Origin of the sequence: Sphingomonas sp. GM_Shp_1 (genome assembly GCF_026540895.1) — a bacterium.
Classification (GTDB): Bacteria; Pseudomonadota; Alphaproteobacteria; order Sphingomonadales; family Sphingomonadaceae; genus Sphingomonas.
Map to the genome: position 1 here is coordinate 222,371 of NZ_JALNUR010000001.1, position 24,131 is coordinate 246,501.

16 protein-coding genes are annotated in these 24,131 nt (G+C 65.9%); 8 read left to right on the top strand and 8 right to left on the bottom strand.

Annotation, left to right across the window (positions count from 1 at the left end):
• Position 1: 1 nt before the first annotated feature.
• Positions 2-1,384, bottom strand: coding sequence for a peptidylprolyl isomerase (locus OXQ33_RS01015; protein WP_267432663.1), 1,383 nt, complete (start codon positions 1,382-1,384; stop codon positions 2-4).
• A gap of 58 nt (positions 1,385-1,442) precedes the next feature.
• On the bottom strand, positions 1,443-3,683 hold the full coding sequence (lptD, locus tag OXQ33_RS01020) for an LPS assembly protein LptD (protein WP_267432664.1): 2,241 nt from the start codon (positions 3,681-3,683) through the stop codon (positions 1,443-1,445).
• Positions 3,684-3,863: 180 nt separating this feature from the next.
• Here lptD and OXQ33_RS01025 point away from each other — a divergent pair, with 180 nt between their 5' ends.
• A complete protein-coding gene (locus OXQ33_RS01025) occupies positions 3,864-5,330 on the top strand; it encodes a leucyl aminopeptidase (RefSeq protein WP_267432666.1) in 1,467 nt (488 codons plus the stop codon).
• Between the two features lie 20 nt (positions 5,331-5,350).
• Positions 5,351-5,791 (top strand): DNA polymerase III subunit chi, encoded by a 441-nt coding sequence (locus tag OXQ33_RS01030; RefSeq protein ID WP_267432668.1) that lies wholly within the window; start codon positions 5,351-5,353, stop codon positions 5,789-5,791.
• A gap of 52 nt (positions 5,792-5,843) precedes the next feature.
• Here OXQ33_RS01030 and OXQ33_RS01035 read toward each other — a convergent pair whose 3' ends face one another.
• Complete coding sequence (locus OXQ33_RS01035; protein ID WP_267432669.1) at positions 5,844-7,568, bottom strand: ATP-binding cassette domain-containing protein; 1,725 nt, start codon at positions 7,566-7,568, stop codon at positions 5,844-5,846.
• A 141-nt stretch (positions 7,569-7,709) separates the two neighbouring features.
• Between OXQ33_RS01035 and OXQ33_RS01040 the strand changes: the two genes are divergently transcribed.
• Positions 7,710-8,669 carry an endonuclease/exonuclease/phosphatase family protein gene (locus OXQ33_RS01040; protein ID WP_267432670.1) on the top strand — a complete coding sequence of 320 codons (960 nt, stop codon included), beginning with the start codon at positions 7,710-7,712 and terminating at the stop codon, positions 8,667-8,669.
• Positions 8,670-8,675: 6 nt separating this feature from the next.
• On the opposite strand, the gene OXQ33_RS01045 is transcribed toward OXQ33_RS01040, so the two are convergent.
• The 5 genes from OXQ33_RS01045 to OXQ33_RS01065 form a co-directional block, all read right to left on the bottom strand.
• Entirely contained in the window at positions 8,676-9,431 is a 756-nt protein-coding gene (locus OXQ33_RS01045; protein WP_267432671.1) for a glycosyltransferase family 25 protein, read from the bottom strand.
• Positions 9,432-9,472: 41 nt separating this feature from the next.
• Positions 9,473-11,134, bottom strand: coding sequence for a TolC family protein (locus OXQ33_RS01050; protein ID WP_267432672.1), 1,662 nt, complete (start codon positions 11,132-11,134; stop codon positions 9,473-9,475).
• 16 nt (positions 11,135-11,150) lie between these two features.
• Complete coding sequence (locus OXQ33_RS01055; RefSeq protein WP_267432673.1) at positions 11,151-12,506, bottom strand: HlyD family type I secretion periplasmic adaptor subunit; 1,356 nt, start codon at positions 12,504-12,506, stop codon at positions 11,151-11,153.
• Complete coding sequence (locus tag OXQ33_RS01060; protein ID WP_267432674.1) at positions 12,503-14,215, bottom strand: type I secretion system permease/ATPase; 1,713 nt, start codon at positions 14,213-14,215, stop codon at positions 12,503-12,505. Before OXQ33_RS01060 ends, OXQ33_RS01055 begins: the two co-directional genes overlap by 4 nt.
• Positions 14,216-14,482: 267 nt before the next feature.
• Complete coding sequence (locus OXQ33_RS01065; protein WP_267432675.1) at positions 14,483-15,973, bottom strand: lipopolysaccharide biosynthesis protein; 1,491 nt, start codon at positions 15,971-15,973, stop codon at positions 14,483-14,485.
• Positions 15,974-16,148: 175 nt separating this feature from the next.
• On the opposite strand from OXQ33_RS01065, the gene OXQ33_RS01070 reads away from it, so the two are divergent.
• From OXQ33_RS01070 to OXQ33_RS01090, 5 genes are all read left to right on the top strand, one after another.
• A complete protein-coding gene (locus tag OXQ33_RS01070) occupies positions 16,149-16,409 on the top strand; it encodes a hypothetical protein (RefSeq protein WP_267432677.1) in 261 nt (86 codons plus the stop codon).
• The gene (locus OXQ33_RS01075) at positions 16,406-17,980 is read left to right on the top strand and encodes a hypothetical protein (protein WP_267432678.1); all 1,575 of its coding nucleotides are present in this window, start codon (positions 16,406-16,408) and stop codon (positions 17,978-17,980) included. The genes OXQ33_RS01070 and OXQ33_RS01075 overlap by 4 nt, the downstream gene beginning before the upstream one ends.
• Before the next feature lie 692 nt (positions 17,981-18,672).
• Positions 18,673-19,413: an Ig-like domain-containing protein gene (locus tag OXQ33_RS01080; RefSeq protein ID WP_267432679.1), complete on the top strand. Its 741-nt coding sequence runs from the start codon at positions 18,673-18,675 to the stop codon at positions 19,411-19,413.
• A gap of 302 nt (positions 19,414-19,715) precedes the next feature.
• Positions 19,716-21,680, top strand: coding sequence for a right-handed parallel beta-helix repeat-containing protein (locus OXQ33_RS01085; protein ID WP_267432680.1), 1,965 nt, complete (start codon positions 19,716-19,718; stop codon positions 21,678-21,680).
• A 280-nt stretch (positions 21,681-21,960) separates the two neighbouring features.
• Positions 21,961-24,081: an acyltransferase family protein gene (locus OXQ33_RS01090; protein WP_267432681.1), complete on the top strand. Its 2,121-nt coding sequence runs from the start codon at positions 21,961-21,963 to the stop codon at positions 24,079-24,081.
• The last annotated feature ends 50 nt before the right edge of the window (positions 24,082-24,131 follow it).

A 24,131-nucleotide genomic window follows, 5' to 3' on the forward strand; every position in this document is an offset into this window, starting at 1 on the left:
ATCAGCGATATTCGATCACCGCGTCGCGACGAAGATCGCGCATCTTCTGGTTCGCGCGCAGGTTGACCCGCTGTTGTTCGACTTGGTTCTGGATCTGGTCGCTGGTCGGCAGATTGCCCGAACGCGGCTCCTCGCGGTCGCACAGCACCAGCGAGCGGACACCCTGTTCCGGTGAACCGAAGGGCGGCGTCGCCTGGCCGATCTGGAGTTTCAACAGGATTTCCTGAAGCGGCGCAGGCAACTGGCGGATGGTGACCTGGTCGTTGTCGACCACCTCGGCCTTCAAGGTCGTCGCCACGCGCTGCACGTCGCCGCAGCCCCGGATCGCCTGCGTCGCCTTGGCGAATTCGGCGGCACGTGCGCTGGCCTGGGCCTGGGTCGTGCCCGCCGGGAACTTCACGGTCAACTGCTTGAGTGAGAGGCGCGAATCGCGTGGATCGGCGGTCAGCACCTGGCGCTTGTCGGTCAGGTACAGGATCGAAAAGCCGCCCGGAATCTGGATCGGTCCGGCGACCTGGCCGACCTCCATCTGCTGCGCCGCCGACTGAAGCTCGGGCGGCAGTTGCGCGGCGCGGACCCAGCCCAGGTCGCCATTGACCGCGCGGGTCGACGCCTCGGAGAAGCTGCGCGCGAAATATTCGAAGGGCTGCTGCCCCTTCTGGATCTCGGCGATGATCTGGCGCGCATTGGCGAAGACCTGCTGCTGCGTCGCCTCGTTCGCCGAAAGGAAGATTTCCTTGAGGTTATATTCCTCGGTGCCCTTGGCGGCTTCCAGGCGGGCGCGGATCGCGTTCACCTCTTCGTCGCCGACATTGACGAACGGCTCGACCCGCTTGCGTAAGTAGCGGCTCCACGCCAGCTCGCCCTCGATCTGGCGGCGCATCGAACGATCCGACGAACCGACCGAGCGCAGGAAGGTCGTCATCGCGGTCGGCGTCTTGCCGAACTGTTGCGAGAAACGGGCATAGGCCTGGTTGATCTCGTCCGGCGTGACCGTGATGTCGGCGGTCTTCGCCTCCTGGATCTGCAACGTCTCGTCGATCAGCTGACGCAGGATCTGCATGCGCAGGCGGTCGCGATCCTCGGGCGACAGGTTGGTGACGTTGTTCAGCGCCATGGCCAGCGCCATGCGCTGGTCGATGTCGGTCTGGGTCAGGACCGTGTCGTTGACGATCGCGGTCGGCTTGCGGACATTGGGGTCCAGCTTGCCGAAGAGTTGCAGGTTGGAGGGGATGTTCAGCCCGCCCGTATCCGGCACCGCCTGATCGGGCACGGTCTGGGCCAGCGTGCCGGCGGCCGCCGCGGCCATCATCATCGTCACGCCCGCGCGAAGAAAGCGGCCCTTGGTACGAATGTCGTTCTTCACCGTGTCTGTGATCCTCATCGCGCCTGAATGGGGCGCGTAACCGTCGCGATATGGCTCGACCATGCTGAATACCGGCTTAGCGACCGAGATTGGTGAACGCCAGCGTCAACAGGAAGCTGTTGCCCGCCCGCGCGTCGCCGGTGTTCACATAGTCCCGGCGCCAGGTGAAGCCCAGGCGGAGGCAGTCATCCTCATATTGCACGCCCAGCCGGTGGCGAATCGGATCGAAGCCGTTGGACAGCGACAGCGCGTCCTCCCGCCGGTCGGTCAGGTCGATCACGGTCGATCCGAAGGCCGACCAGAAGCGCGCGAACTGCACCCGCCCGGCCAGCCGGACCTCCTCGCGATCCTGCAAATCCTCGATCGATGTGAAGATATTACGGTTCAACCGCAGATAGCCCGCCTGGAAATAGGTGGCGCGGGAGCCGACCGTCGCATCGATCTCGTTCCGGCGAACCGCGAAGCTGTCCTTGTCCAGCCGGAAGCGGTGGGTCAGCGAGACGAAATCGCGGAAGCGCAGCTCGGTCCGCCCGACGATATCCGACCAGCGATCCGACAGGCCGGTGCCCGGATAGAGGATGGTCGGGCGGTCGTTCAGGCGGAAACTCTGTCCGACGATCGTGTCGAAGGTGAAGCCCGGCAGGGTCAGTGCCCATTGCGCGCCATAGGTGATGCGGGTCGAATCCTCGAATCGGTCGTAACCGGGGAAGCGGTTCAGCGCGAAGAGGTTCGAATCCTCCAGATCGACCGAGCGGGCATCCTCGTTCGGGATTTCGATATTCTTGATCTTGGGGCTGGCGACGATCTGGACGCGCGGGGTGAAGCGCTGGCTGCCGCCCCAGAGCTCGCCGACGAACGGCCATTTCACATCGACCGCGAGCGCACCGATGGCGCGCCCCTGAAACCCTTCCAGCCCCTGATAGACGAGGGGAGTGGAGACGATGTTGTTGGAATTATAGGCATCGCCACGACCATAGGCGGTGAAGGTCACCTCCTGACCCCAGTTGGTCAGACGGCGCAGATCCCAGCGCAGGCTGGCGAAGGCACGCTGCGTATCCTGGCCCGCGGTGCGGCTGATCGCCAGGGTGTTGAGCTGCATCTCGAACTTGCCGCCGAGCAGGCCGTCGTCGAAGCGACGGCGATAGTCGATCTCGGGCAGGGCGATCGGCTGTTGTCCCTGCGGATCGTTGACGCGCAGCGTTTCGACATACCAGCCGGTCAGCGAGAAATAGCTGTCCTTGTCGATATGCTCGAGGCTGGCGGTGGTGCGCAGCCGGTCGTCGCGCGAAATGTCGTAGCGGCGCAGGAAGGTGCGGTCGGTGGTGATCCGCATCGACCCCGACAGGCTCCATTCGGGCGAGAACTGGTAGCGCCCGACCGCGTCGAGATAGCCGCGAAACGCCTGGGTCGTGTCGGTCGGGTTCAGGGTGTTCAGATCGTCGCTGCGGCGGCTGGCGGTGCCATAGCCGGTGACCCGGAACGCGCCCTTGGTGCTCAGCGCCTCATATTGCGCCTCCAGCATCGGCAGGACGGCGGTGAAGACATGGGGCGTGACGGTCAGCCCCCTGTTGGGCGCCAGCCGCCAGTAATAGGGGACCGCGACTTCGACGCCGTTGACCCGGTCCAGCCGGATATCGGGGGTCAGGAAACCGCTGTCGCCGCCTGGCCCGACCGGGGCGGACAGGCGCGGCAGCGGGATGGTGGGCAGGCCGAACAGGTTCAGCCGCGCACCGTTGAAATACACACGCTGACGGTCGGGGCGATAGGTGACGCGAACCGCCGTGATCTTCCACGACGGCTCCTTGGGGCAGCCTTCGGAGGTTTCGACGGCGCAGGGGGTATAGGCCGCGCGCTCCAGGTTGACGGTGCCGTCCTGTTGCCGCGTGCCCCGGTCGGCGGCCAGGCGTCCGCCCTGTTCCAGCACGACCAGCATATTGTTGACCACGCCGTCCTTCAACGAGTCGGTCAACTCGATCTGGTCGCCATAGGCGATATCGCCCTCGGGATTGGTGATGGCGATGTTGCCGGTGGCCAGCACCTTGCCCGTCTTGCGGTTCCAGGTGACCTTGTCGGCGCGCAGGCGCTCGCCCTCGCGGAACATGCGCACCTCGCCCGTGGCGGTGACGATGTCGGCGTTGAGGTCATATTCGAGCTGGTTGGCGCTGAACCGCACCTGATTGGGGTCTTCGGGTGCGGCCCCCTCCGACGGCGGCGGCGAGACGGCGCGGTCCTGAAGGTCCTGCGCGGCGGCGGGCGCGGCCGCCAGCAGGGCCAGGGACAGGGTGAAGGGCAGGGCGCTGCCGGTCAGAAGCGTCATTCGCAACACGATGATATCTGGTCCGTCCTTGCCGACACGAAGAGAAAGCCGCCCGGGCAGGGCGACGCCGCTGAACGCCCGCCTATCGCATCACCGGCGGCTTGCTGCAATCGCGCGCTTGCCACCACGGTCCAAGAGCCTAGATGATAGCAACTGTTACGAGTTCATCAGAGGGTTCCTATGCAGATCGCCTTTACTTCCACCGTCGACGCCAGCGACGTTCTCGTCGTCCCGATCTCGAAGGACGGCGGGTTTACCGGACCGGCGGGGGGCGAGAATATGGCGGCGATCGCCAAGGCCGCAGCCGAGGCGGCGAAGTTCAAGGGCGAGGCGGGGTCGCTGGTCGAGGTCTATGTGCCCATCGACGGTGCCGTGCGCCGCGTCGTGATGCTGGGTGTCGGAGAGGGCAAAGACGCCGAATGGCGCAAGGCGGGCGGCGCGCTGACCGCCAAGCTGCTGACCAGCGCCGGCTCGGCTACGGTGCTGCTGACCGGGCTGGGCACCAAGCCTTCGGCCGATGCGATCGCGGATTTTGCGGGTGCGGCGGTCCAGCGCGGCTGGCGTCATGACGTGTACCGGACCAAGCTGCCCGAAACGTCCAAGCCGACCCTGACCCGGATTGCGATCGTCGATGCCGGGGCGGATGCCGAAGCGGCCTTCGCGCGCGTTCATGCGGTCAATGGCGGGCTGGAGCTGACCCGTACCCTAGTGTCCGAGCCGCCGAACAAGCTCTACCCCGAAACCTTCGTCGAACGCGTGCTGGCCGATGTCGAAGGGCTCGGCCTGGAAGTCACCGTTCTGGACGAGGCGCAGATGCGCGACTTGGGCATGGGGGCGCTGCTGGGCGTCAGCCAGGGTTCGGTGCGTGAAGGGCGGCTGCTGGTCCTGAAGTGGAATGGCGGCGGCGCGGATGCAGAGACGCTGGCGCTGGTCGGCAAGGGCGTGACCTTCGACACCGGCGGCATCTCGATCAAGCCCGCCGCGGGCATGGAGGACATGAAGTGGGACATGGGCGGCGCGGGTGCCGTGGCGGGTGCCATGAAGGCGATCGCCGCGCGCAAGGCCAAGGCCAATGTCGTCGGCGTCATGGGCCTGGTCGAGAACATGCCCGACGGCAATGCGCAGCGCCCCGGTGACGTGGTCACCTCCATGTCCGGCCAGACGATCGAGGTCATCAACACCGACGCCGAAGGCCGCCTGGTGTTGTGCGACGCGCTGACCTGGGTCCAGAAGGTGCATGCGCCCTCGACCATCGTCGACCTCGCGACGCTGACCGGTGCGATGATCATTAGCCTGGGCAGCGAGCATGGCGGCCTGTTCGCCAACGACGACTCGCTGGCCGACGCACTGCTGGCGGCGGGCAAGGAGACGGGAGAGAAGCTGTGGCGCTTCCCGCTGGCGGACGCCTATGACAAGCTGATCGACAGCCAGATTGCCGACATGAAGAATGTCGGCCCGCGCGGCGGCGGCTCGATCACGGCGGCGCAGTTCCTGAAGCGCTATATCAATGAGGGCGTCGCCTGGGCGCACCTGGATATCGCGGGCATGGTCTGGTCGGACAAGCCCGGCGTCAACCATGACAAGGGCGCGACCGGCTATGGCGTGCGTCTGCTCGACCGGTTCGTCGCGGACCGGTTCGAGGCCTGATCGACGGAGGCGGCGCGGTCATGCAGGTCGACTTCTATCATCTGACGATCGCGCCGCTCGACCGGCTGCTGCCCGTCATCGCCGAGCGGGTGATGGCGGGGGGCAACCGTCTGCTGATCGTCAGCGGCGATGCCGACCAGCGCGCCGCGCTCGACCGGCAATTGTGGATGATCCCGCCGGACGGCTTCCTGCCGCATGCGCAGGCGGGCGAGGGCGACGATGCCGCGCAGCCGGTGCTGATCGCCCCCGACACGAAGGCGACGAACGGCGCGCGGCATGTGGCGCTGGCCGATGGGGTCTGGCGCGACGAGGCGCTGGACTTCGACCGGGCCTTCCACTTCTTCGACGGCGACCGGATCGGCGAGGCGCGTACCGCCTGGCGTACGCTCGCCGATCGGGAGGGGGTGGAGCGTCGTTACTGGAAACAGAACGACCAAGGCCGCTGGGAACAGGCGGCCTGACCCTGTCCAGGCAGGCGGTGCGGGCCAGAAAGCTTCGGCCCGCGATCCACCCTCACGCCGGTCGCTGATCCTCCAGCAATTGCAGGATCTGCCCGCGCGGCCCGAACGCGCCGATCGTGCCGTTCTGCATGTGCATGATATGGTCGACCCGGTTGAGCAGCGGCGGGCAGTGGGTGACCACGATCACGATGCTGCCCTCGTCGCACATATCGGCGATCAGCCCGGCCAGCATCTGCTCGCCATCGCCGTCCATGTTGGAGGTCGGATCGTCGAGCAGCAGAAGAAACGGCTTGCCGAAGACCGCGCGCGCCACCGCGATACGCTGACGCATACCGGCGGGCAGGGTCAGCCCGTCGCGACCGACGATGGTCTCATAACCTTCGGGCAGGCGCAGGATCAGGTCGTGCACCCCCGCACGCCGGGCGGCGGCGATGATCGCGTCGGTGGACGCCGCCGCATCGAAGCGGGCGATATTCTGCGCCACGGTGCCGTCGATCAGCTCGATATGCTGCGGCACATAGCCGATATATTTGCCGAGTTCCTCGGTATCCCATTGATCGAGCGACGCGCCGTCGAGGCGGATCACGCCGCGCGCCGCCGGCCAGACCCCGGCCAGCGCGTGGAGCAACGCGGTCTTACCCGAGCCGGTGACGCCCATGATGCCCAGCGAGTCCCCGGCGTTCAGGATGATGCCGATATTGCTGACCACCGGACGCTGGGCGCCGGGTGCGACGACGAAAAGCTGGTCGGTCGACATCTCCGCCTGGGGACGGGGCAGCAGCGTGGTGACGTCGCGCAAGGGCAACTGGCCGAGCAGGATGTTGAGGCGGTCGAGCGCGCCGCGCGCCGTCTTCACCTCGCCCCATCCGCTGACCACCTGATCGAGCGGCGCGAGCAACTGATAGAGCAGCAGCGCGGCGATCAGCGCGGTGCTCCACGCCGCGCGGTCGCTGAACGCCAGACCGGCACCGATGGACAAGAGGACGATGAACAGCATCAGGCGAACGCCGCGCGCCGCGCCCGCCAGCCCGACCGAACGCCGGTGCAGCGCCCGTTCGGTCAGGATGGTGTCCTGCGCCATGCCCAGCCAGCGCTGGCGCAGGCGGCTTTCCATACCCATGGCACGTGCGGTCAGCGCGTGGCGGCGCCCTTCCTCCGCCGACAGCCACCGCAGCGGGCGCATCTCGGCCAGCCATTCGGCCCGCCGCCCCGCCGATCCGCCCATCGCCCAGCCGACCAGCCCGGTCACGACCATCGCGGCCAGACCCGCGACGCCCAGCCAGACATGGAGCGCGAACAACATGATGAGCGCGATCGGCGCGACGCACAGGTCGATCAGCGCGGCGGGCATCGGGCCGGTCAGGAAATGGCGCAACCGGTCGGCGTCATGCACGGGGCCCAGGCCATCGCCTTCCAGCACGCCGGTCCGCGCGACGAAGGCGACGCCGTCATGGACGCGCGGCGCGAGCTGCTGATCCACGGCGCCCGCCACGTCGAAGAGCAGCCGCGCCCGCAAGGTATCGAGCAGCCCGAACACGCCGTACAGCACGACACCCAGCAACAGCAGGCCCCAAAGGGTCGCGACATTGCGCCCCGGCACCGCCGCATCCGCCAGCACACCGACCAGAAGCGCACCGAACATCAGCATGAGTTGCAGCACGACGCCGATCGCGACCGCCGCGATCACCCCGCGCCGCAAGGTCGAGGACAGGACCGCGCGGTCGTCCGGTGCGGCCGACAAGGCCGATGTACTCTCACCCCAGATGACTCGTGCCATGCGTATTTGGTCCCCTATAATGGCCCGGCTGTAACACGGCGTCCTGCACTCCGACAGCGGCGGCGGGCGGCGAAGACGGCTCGGTTTGACACGGTTTGCGGCCCTTCTATAGCGCGCAAGCGATTGGCAAGGGGGCAATGATTGAAACGGCTCGCGCTGATGGTCGGCTGGATGCTTCTGGCCCTGGCATGGGGGCTGGCGCTTTGCCCGGTGGTGGGGCGGGTCTGGCCGCTGGCGGACGCCTTCGCCTCCTTCCTGCCCCTGGCGCTGGCGCCGCTGGTCGCGGCATTCGCGATATCGCCGCATCGTCGGCGGGCGGCGTTCCTGATACCGGCGGTCGGGGCGTTGCTGTTGATCGCGTGGCCGATCGTCGGCGAAGTCTCCGAGAGGCCATCGGCGGGCACGATCCCGGCCGGGGCGACGCGGATCGTTCTGGTGACCCACAATCTGCACGGCGGGCGGACCAGCCCCGATCGCGCCGCGCGGGTGCTGATCGATAGCGGCGCGGACGTGCTGCTGCTTCAGGAAGCGACCGGGGCCGAGCCCTTGTTCGAGCGCTTGTCGCGGGCCTTCCCCTATCGCAGTGCGTGTCGAGGTTGTCAGTTGGCGATTCTCTCACGTCTGCCGATGGGGCCGGTCCGCTGGCGGCTGCCCGCGCGTGGGGGCGGCCTGGTCGGCCCCGCGCTCTTCAGGGCGGAGATCCCGCTCGATCGGGTCGGGACGCTGACCGTCGCGACCGTCCATGCGCCATGGCCCTTCCCGCCGGGACCGCAGGCGCGGTTCCGATCGTCGCTGATCGAAGCCGTTCGACAGGGGGCGACCGATCATCTGGTGCTGACGGGCGACTTCAACCTGACCCCTTGGGGGCAGGGCATGGCGATGCTGGACGATGGGCTGCGACCGATGACGCGGGTGACGCGCGCGGTCTTCAGCTTCCCCGCGCGCGTCGGCGGACGGGATTGGCCGTTGCCGCTGCTGCCGATCGATCAGATCTTCGTCGGGCGCGGGATCATCGCCGGGCGGGTCGAGACGCTGCCCCATACCGGCTCGGACCATCGTGCGGTGCGGGCCGAGCTCTATGTCCTGCCCGACCCCGCCTGAACGCGATCAGCGCCGGAGCGCGCGGTCCATCATGAAGGCGATCTTGCGGCGCATCCGGTCCGCCCGCAGGCGCATCTTGGCGGCGCGCGTCTGTTTCCCCGCAAAGCGCGCCGGACCGATGGTGGAGGGGCGATAGGCCTCCATGATGGGGAAGGGGAAGAGGCAGCGATTGGGAATGCCGTTTTCCCAGAAGCGATCCGTCTGATCATCGATCGGGCGGACCGCGTCGTTATAGAGTTCCAGGAAGCGTGCGGCGGCCTTCTTCGTGATGAAATAGCCCTGCGCACCATAAGGCTTGCCGTAGAGGCGCACGACGTAGAAGCCCGGAACCGGCCAGTTGCGACGATCGGGCAGATGCGGCGAGGGGAGTTTGTAGAAGAGCTTCAGATACTCCATCCCCTCGGCGGCATAGTCGATCGCGCACAGCATCCGGATCGCCGCCCAGTCGGCGATGACATCGTCCTCCAGGATCAGATACTGGTTGGTCGTCGGGTCCGCCACCAATTGCCGCCAGAGCGCGGCATGGCTGGAATAGACGCCGATCTCGCCGGGTTGCAGCGGACGGCCATGATGGCGGATCGCGGCGGCCTCGTCATAATGGATGCCGACCGGTTCGCGATGCGCATCGAAGAACCGCCAGTCGAGCTCCTGCCCCTCGATCGAGCGGGAGAAGGCCTCCCGCCGATCGGTGGCGCTCGTCAGGCTGATGACGTGGATCGGCGTCGTCATGGCGCTTTCCGTACGCGCATCGGTCTTGGCCACAGGCTATCCTTTTCGTCTGGCGATCGACGGGCGCAGTGTGATCAGCGCCCCGTCCGTGGTTTCACGATAGCGGGGGTGGCGGGCTCCGTCACCGGGGGAGCGGGCGGCACCTCCAGCGGAACGACCGCCGTGTCGACGCGCAGCGCGCCGGAGGGATCACGGATCGGGCGTTCGTCGCGGATGACGTTGCCGCTGACCAGATTGTCCGCCCCGGACAGCAGCGGGGTCAGCAACGGCACGTCGCCGCGCCGCTTCACGCGATCGAAATTGGCGTTGGTGTCATAGGCGGGCAGGCCGGTGATCAGCTTGGGCGCTTCCAGATTGCCCATCGCGGACAGAAGCTGCGCGCGGGCGATATATTCGCTCGCCTCGGCGGTGGCATAGCTGGTGCGGATGTTGAGCAGGTCGCGCGCCAGGTCGAGCACGTCGAGCGTGGTGCGGTCGCCCGCCTTTTCCTGGATGACCGCGCCGTCATAGGCCGCCTGCGCCGCTGCCGACGCGGCGCGCAGATGCTCGAGCGAGGCGAGCGCGGCGCGATGCGCGTCCCAGGCCTGGGCCACCGACTGCCGCGTCTCGCGCAAGGCGGCGTCGACCAGTCGCCAATCGGCGTCATTCTGTTGCCGCGCCCGCTCGATCGACAGGCGGCGTACGCCCGAATCGATCAGCGGCATGGTGACGACCACCGAGGAGCGCAGATCGGTCGTGCGAAGCTGGTTCTGATAGAGGTTGGTGGGACCATAGGTACCGCTGCTTTCCAGCGACACGTTCGGGTTGCGCTCCGCCTTGGCGGCGGCGACGGCGGCGCGCGACGCCTTCTCGCGCGACTGGGCGCCGCGGATGATCGGGCTGCCATTCTCCGCAATGCCATAGGCCGCTTCAAGCGAACCGACGCCCAGTGCGATTTGCGGCGGCGCGCTCAGCTCGCCTGGAAGACCGCCCGTCGCCTGGAGGAAGAGCGCCTGGCTCGCCCCCAATTGCCCTTGCGCGTTCAGCAACTGCGCCCGACCGAATTCGACGCGGGTCTGCACCTGTTGCAAGTCGCTGGAGGTGATGTCGCGGACCGCGAAACGCGCCCGCCCGTCGCTATATTGGCGTTCGAGCAGCGCGAGGTTCTGCCGCGCCAGTTCCACGATGTTGCGGTCGCGGATCACCCCGACATAGGCGGAGATGACGTCGAACATGGTCGACGCCTCGACCAGCCGGAGCTGTTCGCGCTCCAGTGCGATCTGGGCCAGAGCGTTCTGCTCCTGCGAGGCACGGCGACCGAAGGACAGGACCGGCTGCGAGAAGATGATCTGCGCGGTGCTGGAGAACCCCTCCGGCCGGTTGAACAGACCGGGGAAGATCTCGCTGCGGGTACGGGTGAACTGGTGCGAGCCCTGGAGCGTGACCTGCGGGCCGTAATTGGCGCGCGCCAGCGGGTAGAGCGTGTCCACCGACTTCAGGGTCGAGCGCTCCGCCACCAGCGTCGGATTGCTCCAATAGGCGCGCGCGATCGCAGCCTCCAGCGTGGTCAGCGTCGGCGTCGCATTGGCGGCCAGCGTGCCTTCCGGCGTCTCGCGCGGCAGTTGCGGCTCCAGCGGCTGCGGCATGCCGGCGGCGGTCGGAACCTGCGCCAGCGCCACGCCCGATGCCGACCCCATCAGGGCCAGGATCGTCAATCCGGCGCACACCCCCAGCGCCTTCCCCCTGTTCACCATCATTGCCCCACTCCGTATCTTAATTGTCTCGGAAAGCCCGCTCGAACTGATCGCGCAGCGGCTTCGTGATGTAAGAAATCATCGTCCGGTGGCCGGTTTCGATGAACACCTCGGCCGGAACGCCGGGGCGAAGCTGGATCTCGGGATAGCGGCGCAGCTCGGCCTCCTCGATCGCGACGCGCACCGGATAGAAGGCCTGCTTGCCCTCCGGGTCGGTCGAACGGTCGGCGGCCACGGTCACGACGCGGCCATGGATTTCGGGCGTCGCGGTCGAATTGAGCCCGCTGAAGCGGATACGCGCCTGCTGGCCGACCCGCACCTGATCGATGTCGAGCGGCGACACGCCCGCCTCGACCATCAGCTCGTCGCTGTCGGGCACGATCTCCATGATGACCTCGGCCCCGCGCACGACGCCGCCGATGGTGTTGAAGGCCAGCTTGTCCACCACCCCGTCATAGGGTGCGCGAAGCACGCTGCGGTCCTGCGCGTCGACCGCCGAGACGCTGCGCACCTGTTGCTGGTTCAGCGTGTTGTTGATCTCGGCCAGCCGCGTGCCCGCTTCCGAACGGCGGGTCTCGCCCAGCTGGATGATCTGTTCGCGCGCCTCGGTGATGCGCGCCTGGGTTGAGGCGATATTGGCCTGGAGCGCGCCGACATTGCCCTGAAGATCGGCGGCGGTGCGTTCCAGCTGGTTGCGGCGGCTGATCGTGACCAGCCCCTTTTCCCACAGATCCTTCACGCCCTGACGCTCGGGATTGATGAGCGCGGTCTGTTGTTCCAGCGCGTTGATCTGCGCGCGATAGGCGCCGATCTGCTGCTCATATTGCCGCACCCGCGATTCCAGCTGGGCGATCAGGCCCGACTGTTCGGTCTTGCGGATGGTGAACAGCTTGCGCTCGTCGGCCATGGCGCGCTGCGCACCCTCGCCGCCATTCACCAGTTCCGCCGGAAAGGTGATGGTCGGCGCCCCCAGCCGCTCCGCCTCGAGCCGCGCGCGCTGGGCGAGCAACTGGTCGACGCTCAGGCTGGAATAGCGGGCATCAGCGTCGGTCACCCGGTCGTCGAAGCGCATCAGCACCTGGCCCTTGCGGACTCGCTGGCCGTTCTCGACCAGGATCTCGGAAATGACGCCGCCCGCGGGATGCGCGATCCGCTTGATCCGGCTCTTCACCCCGACCTGGCCCGGGGCGATCACCGCGCCGCCGATCGGGATCAGCGCGCCCGCCAGCCCGAAACCCAGTACCAGCACGAGGATCGCGGTCAGCGCGATGCGGAACTGCCGCTTGGCGCTGCGCAGCGGATCGTAAAGAGGCGCGCCTTCGTCGATCGCGGTCAGGCGCGTGCCGGGGCCGCCGGTGGTGACGATGCCGTTCATGACTTGCTTTCCTCAAGGGTACGCTCGGGCGTGGGCGTGCCATTGGGCAGCGCCGCGCGCGTCAGATGCTCCATGACCTGATCGCTCGGCCCGAATAGCTCGATACGTCCGTCACGCAAATACATGATCTTGTTGACCTGTCCCAGAACGCTGGGACGATGGGCGATGACCACGACGATCCCGCCACGCTGGCGGATCGACCCGATGGCGGCGGCCAGGGCGGCCTCCCCCTCGGCATCGAGGTTGGAATTGGGTTCGTCGAGGACGATCAGGAACGGATCGCCATAGAGTGCGCGGGCCAGGCCGATACGCTGCCGCTGTCCGGCGGACAGCTCGCGGCCATCCTCGCCGATCTGGGTGTCGTAACCGGCGGGCAGGCTGGTGATCAGCGCATGGACGCCCGCATCGCGCGCGGCGGCGATGATCGCCTCCGACGTGGCCTCGGGGTCGAAGCGCGCGATGTTCTGCGCGATGGTGCCGCCGACCAACTCCACCGACTGCGGCAGATAGCCCAGCGACCGGCCCAGATCGTCGGGCCACCATTGATCGAGCGCCGCGCCGTCCAGCCGAACCGCGCCCGCCTGGGGCGGCCAGAGCCCGATCAGCGCGCGACCCAGTGTCGTCTTGCCGGCACCGCTGGGGCCGATCAGGCCCAGCGCGTCACCGGGATTGAGCCTGAACTGAACGCCGTGCAGCGTCGTGCGCTGCGTACCCGGCGGGCCGACGACCAGGTTTTCGACCAGCAGGCTCTGATGCGGGGCGGGCAGGCGGGTCATGCCGGGATCGGCGACGGGCACGCGCGAGAAGAGCTGCTTCAGCCGCGCCCATCCCTGACGCGCGCCGACCAGGTTGCGCCAGTTGGCGATCGCCTGATCGACCGGGGCCAGCGCGCGGCCCGACAGGATGGAGGAAGCGAAGATCACCCCGCCGCTCGCCTTGCCGTTGATGACGAGCAGCGCGCCGACGCTGAGGATCACCGATTGCAGCAGCAGGCGCAGCACCTTGCTGACTCCGCCCAGCTTGGCGCTCTCGCGCGAGACGCGGTTGGACAGGGTGACATACTGGTTGTTCACCCGCTCCCACCGGTCGCGCATCCGCTCGCGCATGCCGAGGGCGGCGAACAGCTCGACATGGCGCATATTGGATTCGGCCATGGCGTTGCGGACCGAGGACATCTGGTGAAGGTCCGACGACGGCTTCTTCATCACCCGATTGGTGACCAGCGTCAGCGCCAGCAGGATCAGCGCGCCGATCAGGGTCGTGACGCCCAGCCAGACGTGCAGCATGAACAGCACGCCCAAGAAGAACAGGATCCAGGGCAGGTCGATCATGGTGGCGAGACCGGTGCCGCTGATGAAGCTCCGCACCTGGTCCAGATCGCGCATCGGGCCCAGGCCGTCGCCCTGCGTCACCCGACCGTCGAGCGACATCTGCCCCATCGCGCCCTGCACCCGCCGCGACAGCGCACGGTCCAGCCCGTTGCCGACATCGGACAACAACCCGGCACGCAGATTCTCGAACAGCCCCTGAAAGGCATAGGCCAGCGTGACCATGATCAGCAGGCCGACCAGCGTCGGGATCGACCGCCCCGGCAGCACCGAGTCATAGACCATCATCATGTAGATGGACCCGGCCAGCAGCAATATGTTCAGGATGGCGCTGACCGCCACGATCATGCCGAAGACCGATCGAAACCGGCGCAACGCCATGCGCAGATCGTCTTGTCCCCCGTCGGCTGTACGCAAAACCCGGCCCTTCCTTACGCCACATGTTCCGTCGCGCCGGGTTCCCCGACGCTGTCATGTCCGTGGGCTATAGGCCCGATTGGTTAACGGGCCCATTCCTGCACCACCCCAACACGGCGCAATGTCACGATAATTGCAGGTTCGGCGTCGCTTCACCACGCGGGGAATTGAAACCGTCGTCACTTTTGTCCCCAAATGACACGCCCCGCCGGACGCTGCCGGGGACGGCCGTCACGCGAGCTTTCGGCGCAGCTTCCCCAGCATGGCGGCGGCATCGCGCTCCAGCCCTTCGGGGCGGCCCATCGCGAACCAGATGGCGAAGCGGGTCACCAGATAGACCAGACCGCCGACGATGACGCGCAGGATCAGTTCCTGGGCCAGATCGAAGCCCCCGATGACCCGCCAGCCGCGATCGGCGACGGCCCAGACGCCCAGCGACATCGTGATGCATCCGATCAGGGTGGGCATATGCGTGGCGATTTGCCGCATGATGCTGACGCCTGCCAGACGGCGGGCGAGCATCATCCCGACACTGACCTGATACAGCCCGGCCAGAACGCGCGTCGCCACGAGGCCGGGGACGCCGAAGAAGATGGCGCCCAACACCATCAGCGGCAGGCGGACGAGCAGCACCTGCAAATCGCGCATGAACAGCAACCGGACATAACCCAGCGCCATGCCCAGCGGCGTCGCCAGCCCCGCCACGCCCTGAAGCCCGAAGATCACCGCGAACGCCTGGATGATCGGCACGGCGGGCAGCCATTTGGCGTTGAGGAACAGCGCGACCATCGGTTCGGCGACCAGCGCGAAGCCGACCCCCACCGGCACGCCCAGCGCGACCAGCAACCGGTCGGCCTTGATATAGGCGGCGGTCAGGCGCGGCTTGTCGTGCTTGATCGAGGCGAAGGCGGGAAACAGCGTCTTGGTCAGCGGCAGCGTCGTCTCGCGCGTCGCCAGATTGGCGAGGTTGAATGCGACATTATAATAGCCGAGCACGGTGGGCGTCGCGATCTTGCCGACCATCAACTGGTCCGCGCGCCAGTTGAGCGCGTTCACCAGCTGCGACGCGCTGGTCCAGACCGAGAAGGACAACAGCGTCCGCCAGCTTCCCAGCGAGAAGCGGGGCAGGCGGGGCATGATGCAATAGGAGACGATGACGTTGGAGGCGTACATCGCCACGATCCCCGCGACGATCGCCCAATAGCTCTGGAAATACCAGGCGACGGCGACGGCGACGATGACGTTGCTCATCTTGGACGCGGAGGACAGGACGAATTCCTGCCAGAAGACCAGCCGTCGCTGGAACACCGCCAGCCAGGGATTGGCGAGCCCGGACAGCAGTGCACCGCCGCCCAGCACGATCAGGATCGGGATCAGCCGCTGATCGCCATAGATATTGGCGACGAAGGGGGAGGAGGCGGACAGCACGACCGCGATCGTGACCCCGCGCAACGCTGACAGAGTCCAGGCCGAATGGAAGTCGGCATCGGTCGGCTCATCCAGTCGGATCAGCGCCTGCGATAGCGACATTTCGGTAATGGAGGTGACGATCTGCATCAGCGTCGCCGCGATCGCGACCAGGCCGAAATCGGCGGGGACCAGCAGGCGCGCCAGGATGACGGTGCTGACCATCCCCGAAAGATTGACGACGACCCGCGCCGCCGTCAGCCACATGCTCCCCTTCGCGATCCGCTTTCCGACACCTCCGGCTGTGTTGCTCATGCTTTCCTATTCCCGATGCGGCCCGAATTCCGGCCGCCCGCCGCCCGTGCGACCGTGATGTGACGCGCCGCCGATACCCGCTCCATCGGGGCTTTCCTACAGCTATAAAAGGAACATATGAAGAACAATGTCCCGGACGGTCCCGTTCGCGGCATTTACAGGGGGAAGAATAGCCATGGCCGATCCGTTCAACATCGACAGCCTGAGCGCACCGTCGCGCGCACCGTTCGCCATCGCGCCGAGCGACAGCGTGCCCTTGGCCGTGGTGCCCAAGCGGCTGTTCGTCGGCACCGGCGGCCATATCACGCTACGCGGGGTCGATGGCACGGCGGACGTCGTCTATCGCAATGTCGCGAGCGGAGTTTACCTGAATGTCCGCCCCGGCTTCGTCCGCGCCACGGGCACCACCGCCGCCGACCTGATCGGGGAGGCGTGAGCGATATGGCGGGGGACTATGCGGGCAATCGCCCGGCCTTCGGCAATCCGCGAATGCTGGCGGATCAGGACCGCTATATGTTCTGGGCGACCGGCGCGCGGGTGCCTTCGGGCGTGCTCGTCACGGCGCAGGCGGACACGCGCTTCGTCATGACGAAGCTGATCTTCGGTTCACCGCAATATGCGATCGACCATCTTCGGCTTCATTATTCGGGCTTCGCCTGCACGGAAGGGGGGAACAGCCCGCAGGAGACGGTGCTGCCGGGAAATGCGACTGTCATATATGGTGTCTGGATCGCGGTGAACGGCGGCGAAGCCCGGGCGTGCGGCTTCGGGGGCGCGGCGGGGACGAACATCGCCAGCGGCGCGCTGGGGGCGTGGACCGACGACCTGTCGGTCGCGGTGCCGCCGCTGGCGCAGGTGACGGTCTATACGCTCTATGCGACCGCCGCCGGGGAGAAGCAGATCCCGGTGCATCAGATCATGCGCCAGCGCGGCGAGCGGGTATGGGGTGCGGACAATGCGGCGGCGCTGATCGCGCTGATCGGCACGGACACGGCCAGCACCGGCTCGCTCGAGGGGACATCCTTCCCGGCCTATTACGGGCCGGACTTCATGGTCGCCAAGGGATGGGACGGGCGTCCGGTGCCGCTGGTCGTGTGCGATTCGATCGGCGAGCGTCAGTCCGATAGCGTGCTGGCCGCCGATATGCGGCGCAATATGGGGTGGCTTCGTCGCTGGCTCGATCGGGACGGCCCCTATGGGCGTATTCCGCACATGATGATCGGCCTGCCGGGCGCGGCGTCCAAGCGCGAACTGATTGCGACCAACTCGGCCAAGCGCTGGGATATCGTCGATCAGGTGGTGGCGATGAACGGCGGGCGACGGCCCTTTACTTGCATCCTCAACCAGATGGGCCGCAACGATTATGAAAGCGGGAGCTATGCGACGACCCGCAGCAATTGGAAGGCGTTGAACGACCGTATCCTCGCGCGTCATCCCGGAACGCCGATCGTCGCGGTCGGGCAGGTCATCCATCCCAACTCCACCGACGGGTTCCGGACGCTCGCCAACCAGGCGTATCAGGCCGGTGGCGAATGGCCGAACGGTGTTCGTTATCAGTTGGAGGCGGACAAGCAGGCCGGGATGGACGGCACGCTGGCGGGCTATATCGACGTGGCGCGCGCGGTGGGTCTGGCCGACACGCAGGGCAAATGGCCCGAACCCTTCTTCGTCACGACCTTGGCGCAGCAGGCGGGGACCGACGGCACGACGACCTATGACAGCATCGTCCTGACCGATGCGCCGGAACTCGGGGACGTCCTGCAATGGATACCGGGTGGCGCGGTCGACTTCGCATCCGTCATCGCGATCACCGGGCAGCCGGGCGCCTGGACGTGCAAGCTCAGCTATAACGGCGCACGAACGGTGGTCGCCGCCGGAGGAGAGGTCTTCGCGCCCAACGCCAATGACGGATCGGGCACCCCGCGGACCGGCACCCATCCGCGACCGCGCATGATCCGGGCGATCGCGGAGCGTGTCTCCCAGATGGACAAGGGCAAGCTACGGTAAGGTCTTTTAAAAATTCATGGTCCGGGACCGCGATTCGGGTCTCGGACCATCTTTCGCGCGAATCCGATTCGTTTTTGCTTACGGCAGAACGTGCATCAGTAGCGATGAACCGTTACCCACGGGGGAGCGTCCTCATCTTCGGCCGGATGCCAAGCGCAATTCCGGCCTCTTGCCGCCGAGAGTCATCGCGCTTTCTTCATTCTGTAGTTTTATTTTCATCCAAACGGGCGAGCGGTGTCATTCGGACGACTGAATGACCTATCTGCGCCGGGGCCGCGCCTATCGGACAGGAACCGTTCATATTGGCAAATAAGGATCGTTACGATATGGTTATAATATCATATCGTTTGCAATCGCGGAAATCCGCCATTTTCGCAATGACCGATGTGTCGGAGCAGTTGCTACACTGACCAATGCTTCGTGATCTTGGTCCCCCGCCCAATGAACAAGGGCAAAAGGGGCAGAAGAACCCGGCAGGGTCAACTTGGTTCCATCGACAGAAACTGTGCGCCGCGCCGGGACTGCGCGCGCCGTCATATCCGCCTCATCATGGGACAGTCGCCAAAAGGCGCGAAACATTTCTGCTGTTTTCTGGTTAACACGGCGCTAACCATCTGGTCATCAACACCGGCCGCATGGCCAGCACTGCAATCCAAACCGCTATCAAAGCGAAAAACAGGGGAGTCCCTACAATGCCGAGTCGTCCCGACCTTCCGAACCAGAAGATCTCGTTCAACGAGAACGCCCGCTCCATCTCGGGCAACATCCTGCAGAACGCGACCGACGCCGACGGCGACACGATCACCGTTGCTCGCGTCAACGACGGCTATGTCGCTGGCACGATCGGTGGCGGCAAGGGCGGCAATGTCTTCCAGGGCAAGTATGGCACGCTGACCATCGCTCAGGACGGCACCTACACCTATGAGCTGAACGCCGGTCTGAACATCAAGGACGGCCAGAACATGGTCGAAGAGTTCAAGATCAAGGTCCGCGACAGCAGCGGCATGTACGATCAGGCCTATATCTCGTTCGACATCGGTGGCGAAGCCAACCGCAAGCCGGTCGCGATCGACGACTTCGTGTCGACCAATTCGGGCATCGTGGGCGGCAACGTCCTCTTCAACGACAGCGATCCCGATGGCGATACGCTGCACGTCGGCGGCGTGATCGATCTGGCCACCAAGACCAACTATCACATCACCGACATGACCGACGTGCAGATCAAGGGCGTTTACGGCACCCTGACGATCAGCAGCAATGGCGCCTTCACCTACCAGGTCGACTATTCGGACCCCGACACCATCGCGCTGGGCGGTGCTCAGGGCGTCGAGAAGTTCGCCTACAAGCCGCATGACGGCCAGAATGGCGAAGGCAACAACACCGACTACGCCCTGCTGAACATCGCGTTCAACTCGGCCGCGCCGGCTCTCTAATTCGCGATCGGTCGCCGCCCACACGGCGACCGTTTTCGAACTCCGCCGAACGCCGGTGGCCGCAAGGTCGCCGGCGTTCGTGCGTCCGGCGTCCAAGAACGCCCGATATCCGTCGTGGCAATAGCTGGCGCGCCGGCGACAGATGTTAACGGCATTGGCGGGTCGCGAAATTTACGTCGGTCCGACAGTGTTTTAGTGTGTACGAAACGTTAACCCTAGGATGTAACCCGTCGTTTCCTCCGTCGCTGCCACACGCTCCGCATCGGGAAGACCTCTGCTCTCTTCCCCGGAGAAGCCGGAACATGACGACCTATTATGTCGATGCCGCCAACGGTTCTGACAAGAACAGCGGCACGAGTGCGGGCACGGCGTTTCAGTCCGTCGCCAAGATTTCCAGTATGAAGCTCAAGGCCGGCGACACGGTTCTGCTGGCGCGCGGCAGCAGCTTTGCCGACATGCTGACCATCAACGGTTCGGGCACCACCGACCAGCCGATCACCATCGCGGCTTACGGGCAGGGCGCGGACCCCACCTTCGTCGGCAAGCAGGGGATCTACGGGACGAAGACGAGCAACATCGTCATCAAGGACCTGACCTTCTCGACCAGCTTCAACGCGATCTACGCGGCGCAGACCGAGAATTGGGTTATCGATCACGTCTCGCTGATCAATGCCGGGGCCGGGACGGGAACCGGCAGCATCTCGATGAAGACGAGCAAGAACGTCACCATCTCGAACAGCAAGTTCGACAATGTGTCGAACGACGGCATCTATGTCGTCGACATGACCGACCTGAAGATCGTCAACAACGTCATGACGAACCTGAAGGGCGGCACCGCCGACGGCATCCAGGTGACCAACTCGTCCAACGTCCGCATGACCGGCAACGTCATCGACCAGAGCACCTCGCCGGATTCGACCAAGGGCGGGATCATCGTCAACAATTCCTCGAACGTCGTCGCGTCGGGCAACGAGGTGAAGGGCGGCAGCTTCGGCATCGCGATCAACGGCTGGGACGTCGAGATCACGGACAACAAGCTGAGCGGCCAGAACAAATATGGCTGGTCCTCGGCGATCATGGCGAGCGCCGGGATCAACCTGGGCAACTACAAGATTTCGGGCAACGAGATCGTCGGATCGAACTTCGGCGTGGCGCTGACCGGTCTGTCGCGCGATGGCGACGTCACCCGCCAGAATATCGACATCAGCAAGAACACCTTTGTCACCGTCGCGACCGCCGCGCTGAAGATCGACAAGCAGACGACCGGCACCTTCCACGACAATGTGGTCATCGACAGCACCCTGTCGCAGATCAAGGGCAACGGCCTGATCGGTGCGTTCAATGTCGTCGGCAACGTCCAGACGACGGCGGCCAATGCCCCCTCGGGCCTGCAGGCCGAAGCCGCCGCCGCCGTTCAGGCCCAGGTCGACGCCGCCGCCAAGGCGCAGGCGGACGCCGCCGCGGCCAAGCTGCTCCAGGAAAGCTATAGCGAGAATCTGAACAAGGCGCTGAAGGTCGGGATCAACGCCGATCGCTATGCCATGGACGTGTCGGGCACCAAGATGTCGGGCAACATCATGGACAACGACATCAACGCGGCCGGCAACAAGCTGTCGCTCAGCTCGTTCAACGGCACCCGGATCGGCACCAGCGGCCTGGACCTGAAGGGCACCTATGGCACGCTCCACATCGATCAGAAGGGCCACTTCACCTATCAGTTGGACAGCAACGCGCTCGCCAAGCTGAAGAATGTCAGCGCTCCGGTCGAAAGCTTCCAGTACAAGGCCAATGACAGCGGCAAGGTCGTCACGTCGAACCTGACGATCGATCTGGCGGCCTATATCCGGACGCAGGATTCTGGCAGCGCGGCGGCCAAGGCGGCGCTGAAGGCCGGTCAGCCGATCGAAAAGGCCAAGGCGGTCGACGATTTCTACAAGATCGCTGCCAATGCCCAGACGGTGGTCGGCAATGTCTCGACCAACGACCTGACCTCGGACGGCAGCACCCTGTCGCTGCGCACGGTCGGCGGGCAGCAGTTGAGCAAGGGCGCGGTCGATCTGAAGGGGGTCTATGGCACGCTGCACATCGACGGCACCGGCGCCTTCACCTACACGCTGGACGCCGACGCCAATGCGCGGATGGTGGCCGACCACAAGACCAGCGACAGCTTCGTCTACAAGGCGGCGATCGGCGGCAGCTATGACCAGGGCGCGCTGGTCATCGACCTGACGCCGCACCTGAGCGCGGGCGACATGCTGGTGCTGTAATCCGGCGGTCGGCCGGGGGCCTGTCTCCCGGTCGGCGATCAGCGGACGAAATGATGGGCGGGCCGATCCCTATCGGTCCGCCCATCGTCGTTTTTCGGGCTTCGACAGCAGCTTGGCGGCAGCGACTGCGCCCAGTGGTGCATCGTTTCGGTTATAGCATGATCGCGCATGGTCCCGGGTGCTGGACGGCGATCGACCGCTCTGGAAGGAGCATCGCTGCAGGTAAGAAGCTTGCAGAGGATGTCGAGCAATGCAGGCAAGCGCGCCGAAGGCGGCGGACGTGGCATATCGCCGCGATATCGACGGACTGCGTGCGATCGCCATCCTGTTGGTCGTGCTGTTCCATTATGAGGTGCCGCTTTTCGCCGCGGGCTATGTCGGCGTCGACATATTCTTCGTCATCAGCGGTTTTCTGATCACCGGAATCCTGCGGCATTCGATCGAGACGGGGCGCTTCCGCTATCGCGACTTCTACCTGCGGCGCGCGCGGAGGCTGATCCCTGCGCTGTTCTGCGTCGTCATCGTCACGACGCTGGTCGCCTGCCTGATCCTGACGCCCTATGAGTTGAAGATCCATGCGCTGACCGCGGCCGCGACGCTGACCGGGGTCTCCAACATCGCCTTTCTGGCATTCACGGACTATTTTTCGCCCAAGGCCGTTCGGCAATTGCTGCTGATGGGATGGTCGCTCTCCGTCGAGATGCAATTCTATCTCGTCATTCCGCCCTTCATCTTGTTCGGACTTCGGCGAGGCGGCGATGGCTTGCGGCGGATCGTCCTGGTCGCGACGCTATTGTCCTTCGCCGCCACCGCCTTGACCGTTCACTATCGACCGGTGACGGCCTTTTATCTCATGCCGTTCCGCCTGTGGGAGATCGGGACCGGGTCCCTGATCGCGCTCGGTTGGAGTTTTGGCAGGCTGATCAGGCGGCGTGCGGCCCTGTTCCCGACGGCGGCCCTCCTGCTCGGCCTGGCACTGTTCCTCCCGCCGAGCCAGCCGGTGCTGGTCCGACAAGTCCTCGCCGTCGCCGCCGCCGGACTGATCGTCATGCCGGGCGCTTCCGGCTTGGGGCAGGGGCTACTCGCCTCGGCGCCGATGGTCGGGTTGGGGCGGGTGTCCTATTCCTGGTATCTCTGGCATTGGCCGCCGGTGGCGGTGGTGCATATCCTGGGGATAGAGGTCGGCGCCGCCGTAAGGGGTGGGCTGATCCTCGGCACGCTGCTGATCGCCGTCGCGACCTATCATTTCGTCGAGATTCCGTTCCGGCGGGGCGGTGGCGAACGCGTGATCGCGGCGCGGCGCTATGTCGTCCTCTGGGGAGCGGGGATCGGCTCGTTGTTCCTGATCTTCGTCAGCGGCGGGATGGCGCGCTGGGCCGCCGCGTCGGTGAGGCAGGTCGACGCCGATGTCCGCAGCGCGATCGGCAATGACTGCCTCGTGGCTTATGGCGCGACCGCCCCCCGATCGATGCGGGCCTGCCTTCCATCCGGCACCGGCGCGGCAATCGCGCTGATCGGGGACAGCCACGCCAACGCGCTGGTCGCCGGGATCGAGGATATGGCCTCGGCCCGTTCGCTGTCCCTGTACCAGATGACGAAATCCTCGTGCCAGCCGATCCTGGGCTACGACCATTTCCTCGCCAATCACCCGACCCATAGCGCGGAGTGCGCCGCCTTTCTGGCGGAGGCGCTGGCGATCGTCCGGACGCATCCCCGGATACGCACGGTCATCCTCGCGGGTTACTGGTCATCACTGTTGGACGCGAGCGCCGATGGCGGGGAGGACATGGCTAGGCGAAGGCTGGCGCTGGAGGCGGGACTGGGCCGGATGATCGATACCCTGAAGAGATTGGGGCGGACCGTCATCGTGGTGCAGGACATCCCGCGCTTCTCCGCCGATCCGCATAGCATGGCGTTGAACGATCTCATGCCGGTCCGCACCTCCCTCGCGCGCGTGCTGGGCGAGCGGGAAAGGGAGGTGCGGCAGGACCGCATGCCCTGGCAGGCCGTGATGCCGGATCACGCACGGGAGGCCATCGCGCGGCAGGTGGCGCAGCGCCCCGGCGTCATGCTGTTCGATCCGGTACCGCCGCTCTGCGATCCGTCCGGCTGTCTGTTCCGCGACGGCAAGCGCCGGGTCTTCTACGCCGATATGCACCATCTCTCGACGGCGGGAGCGATCTATACCGCGCGCCGCTTGGCGGGTGTCCAGTCCGCCTTCGAAATCCCCCGATCGGAGGGGCGGCGAAGGCGTCGCGTGCCGTCGGAAATGGCGATGCAATATAGCGACAGGACCAGGATCGGCCAGGTCGCCTGCGGGGCCAGCATCTGCCCCGCCTCGCTGGTGGACACGAGCAGCGCCATGACGATCGCCGCCAGCGCCTTCTGGATCGGGCGATAGTCGGGCGACGACGGATCGATCAGCAGGATGCCGCGGAAGATCGCCGCCAG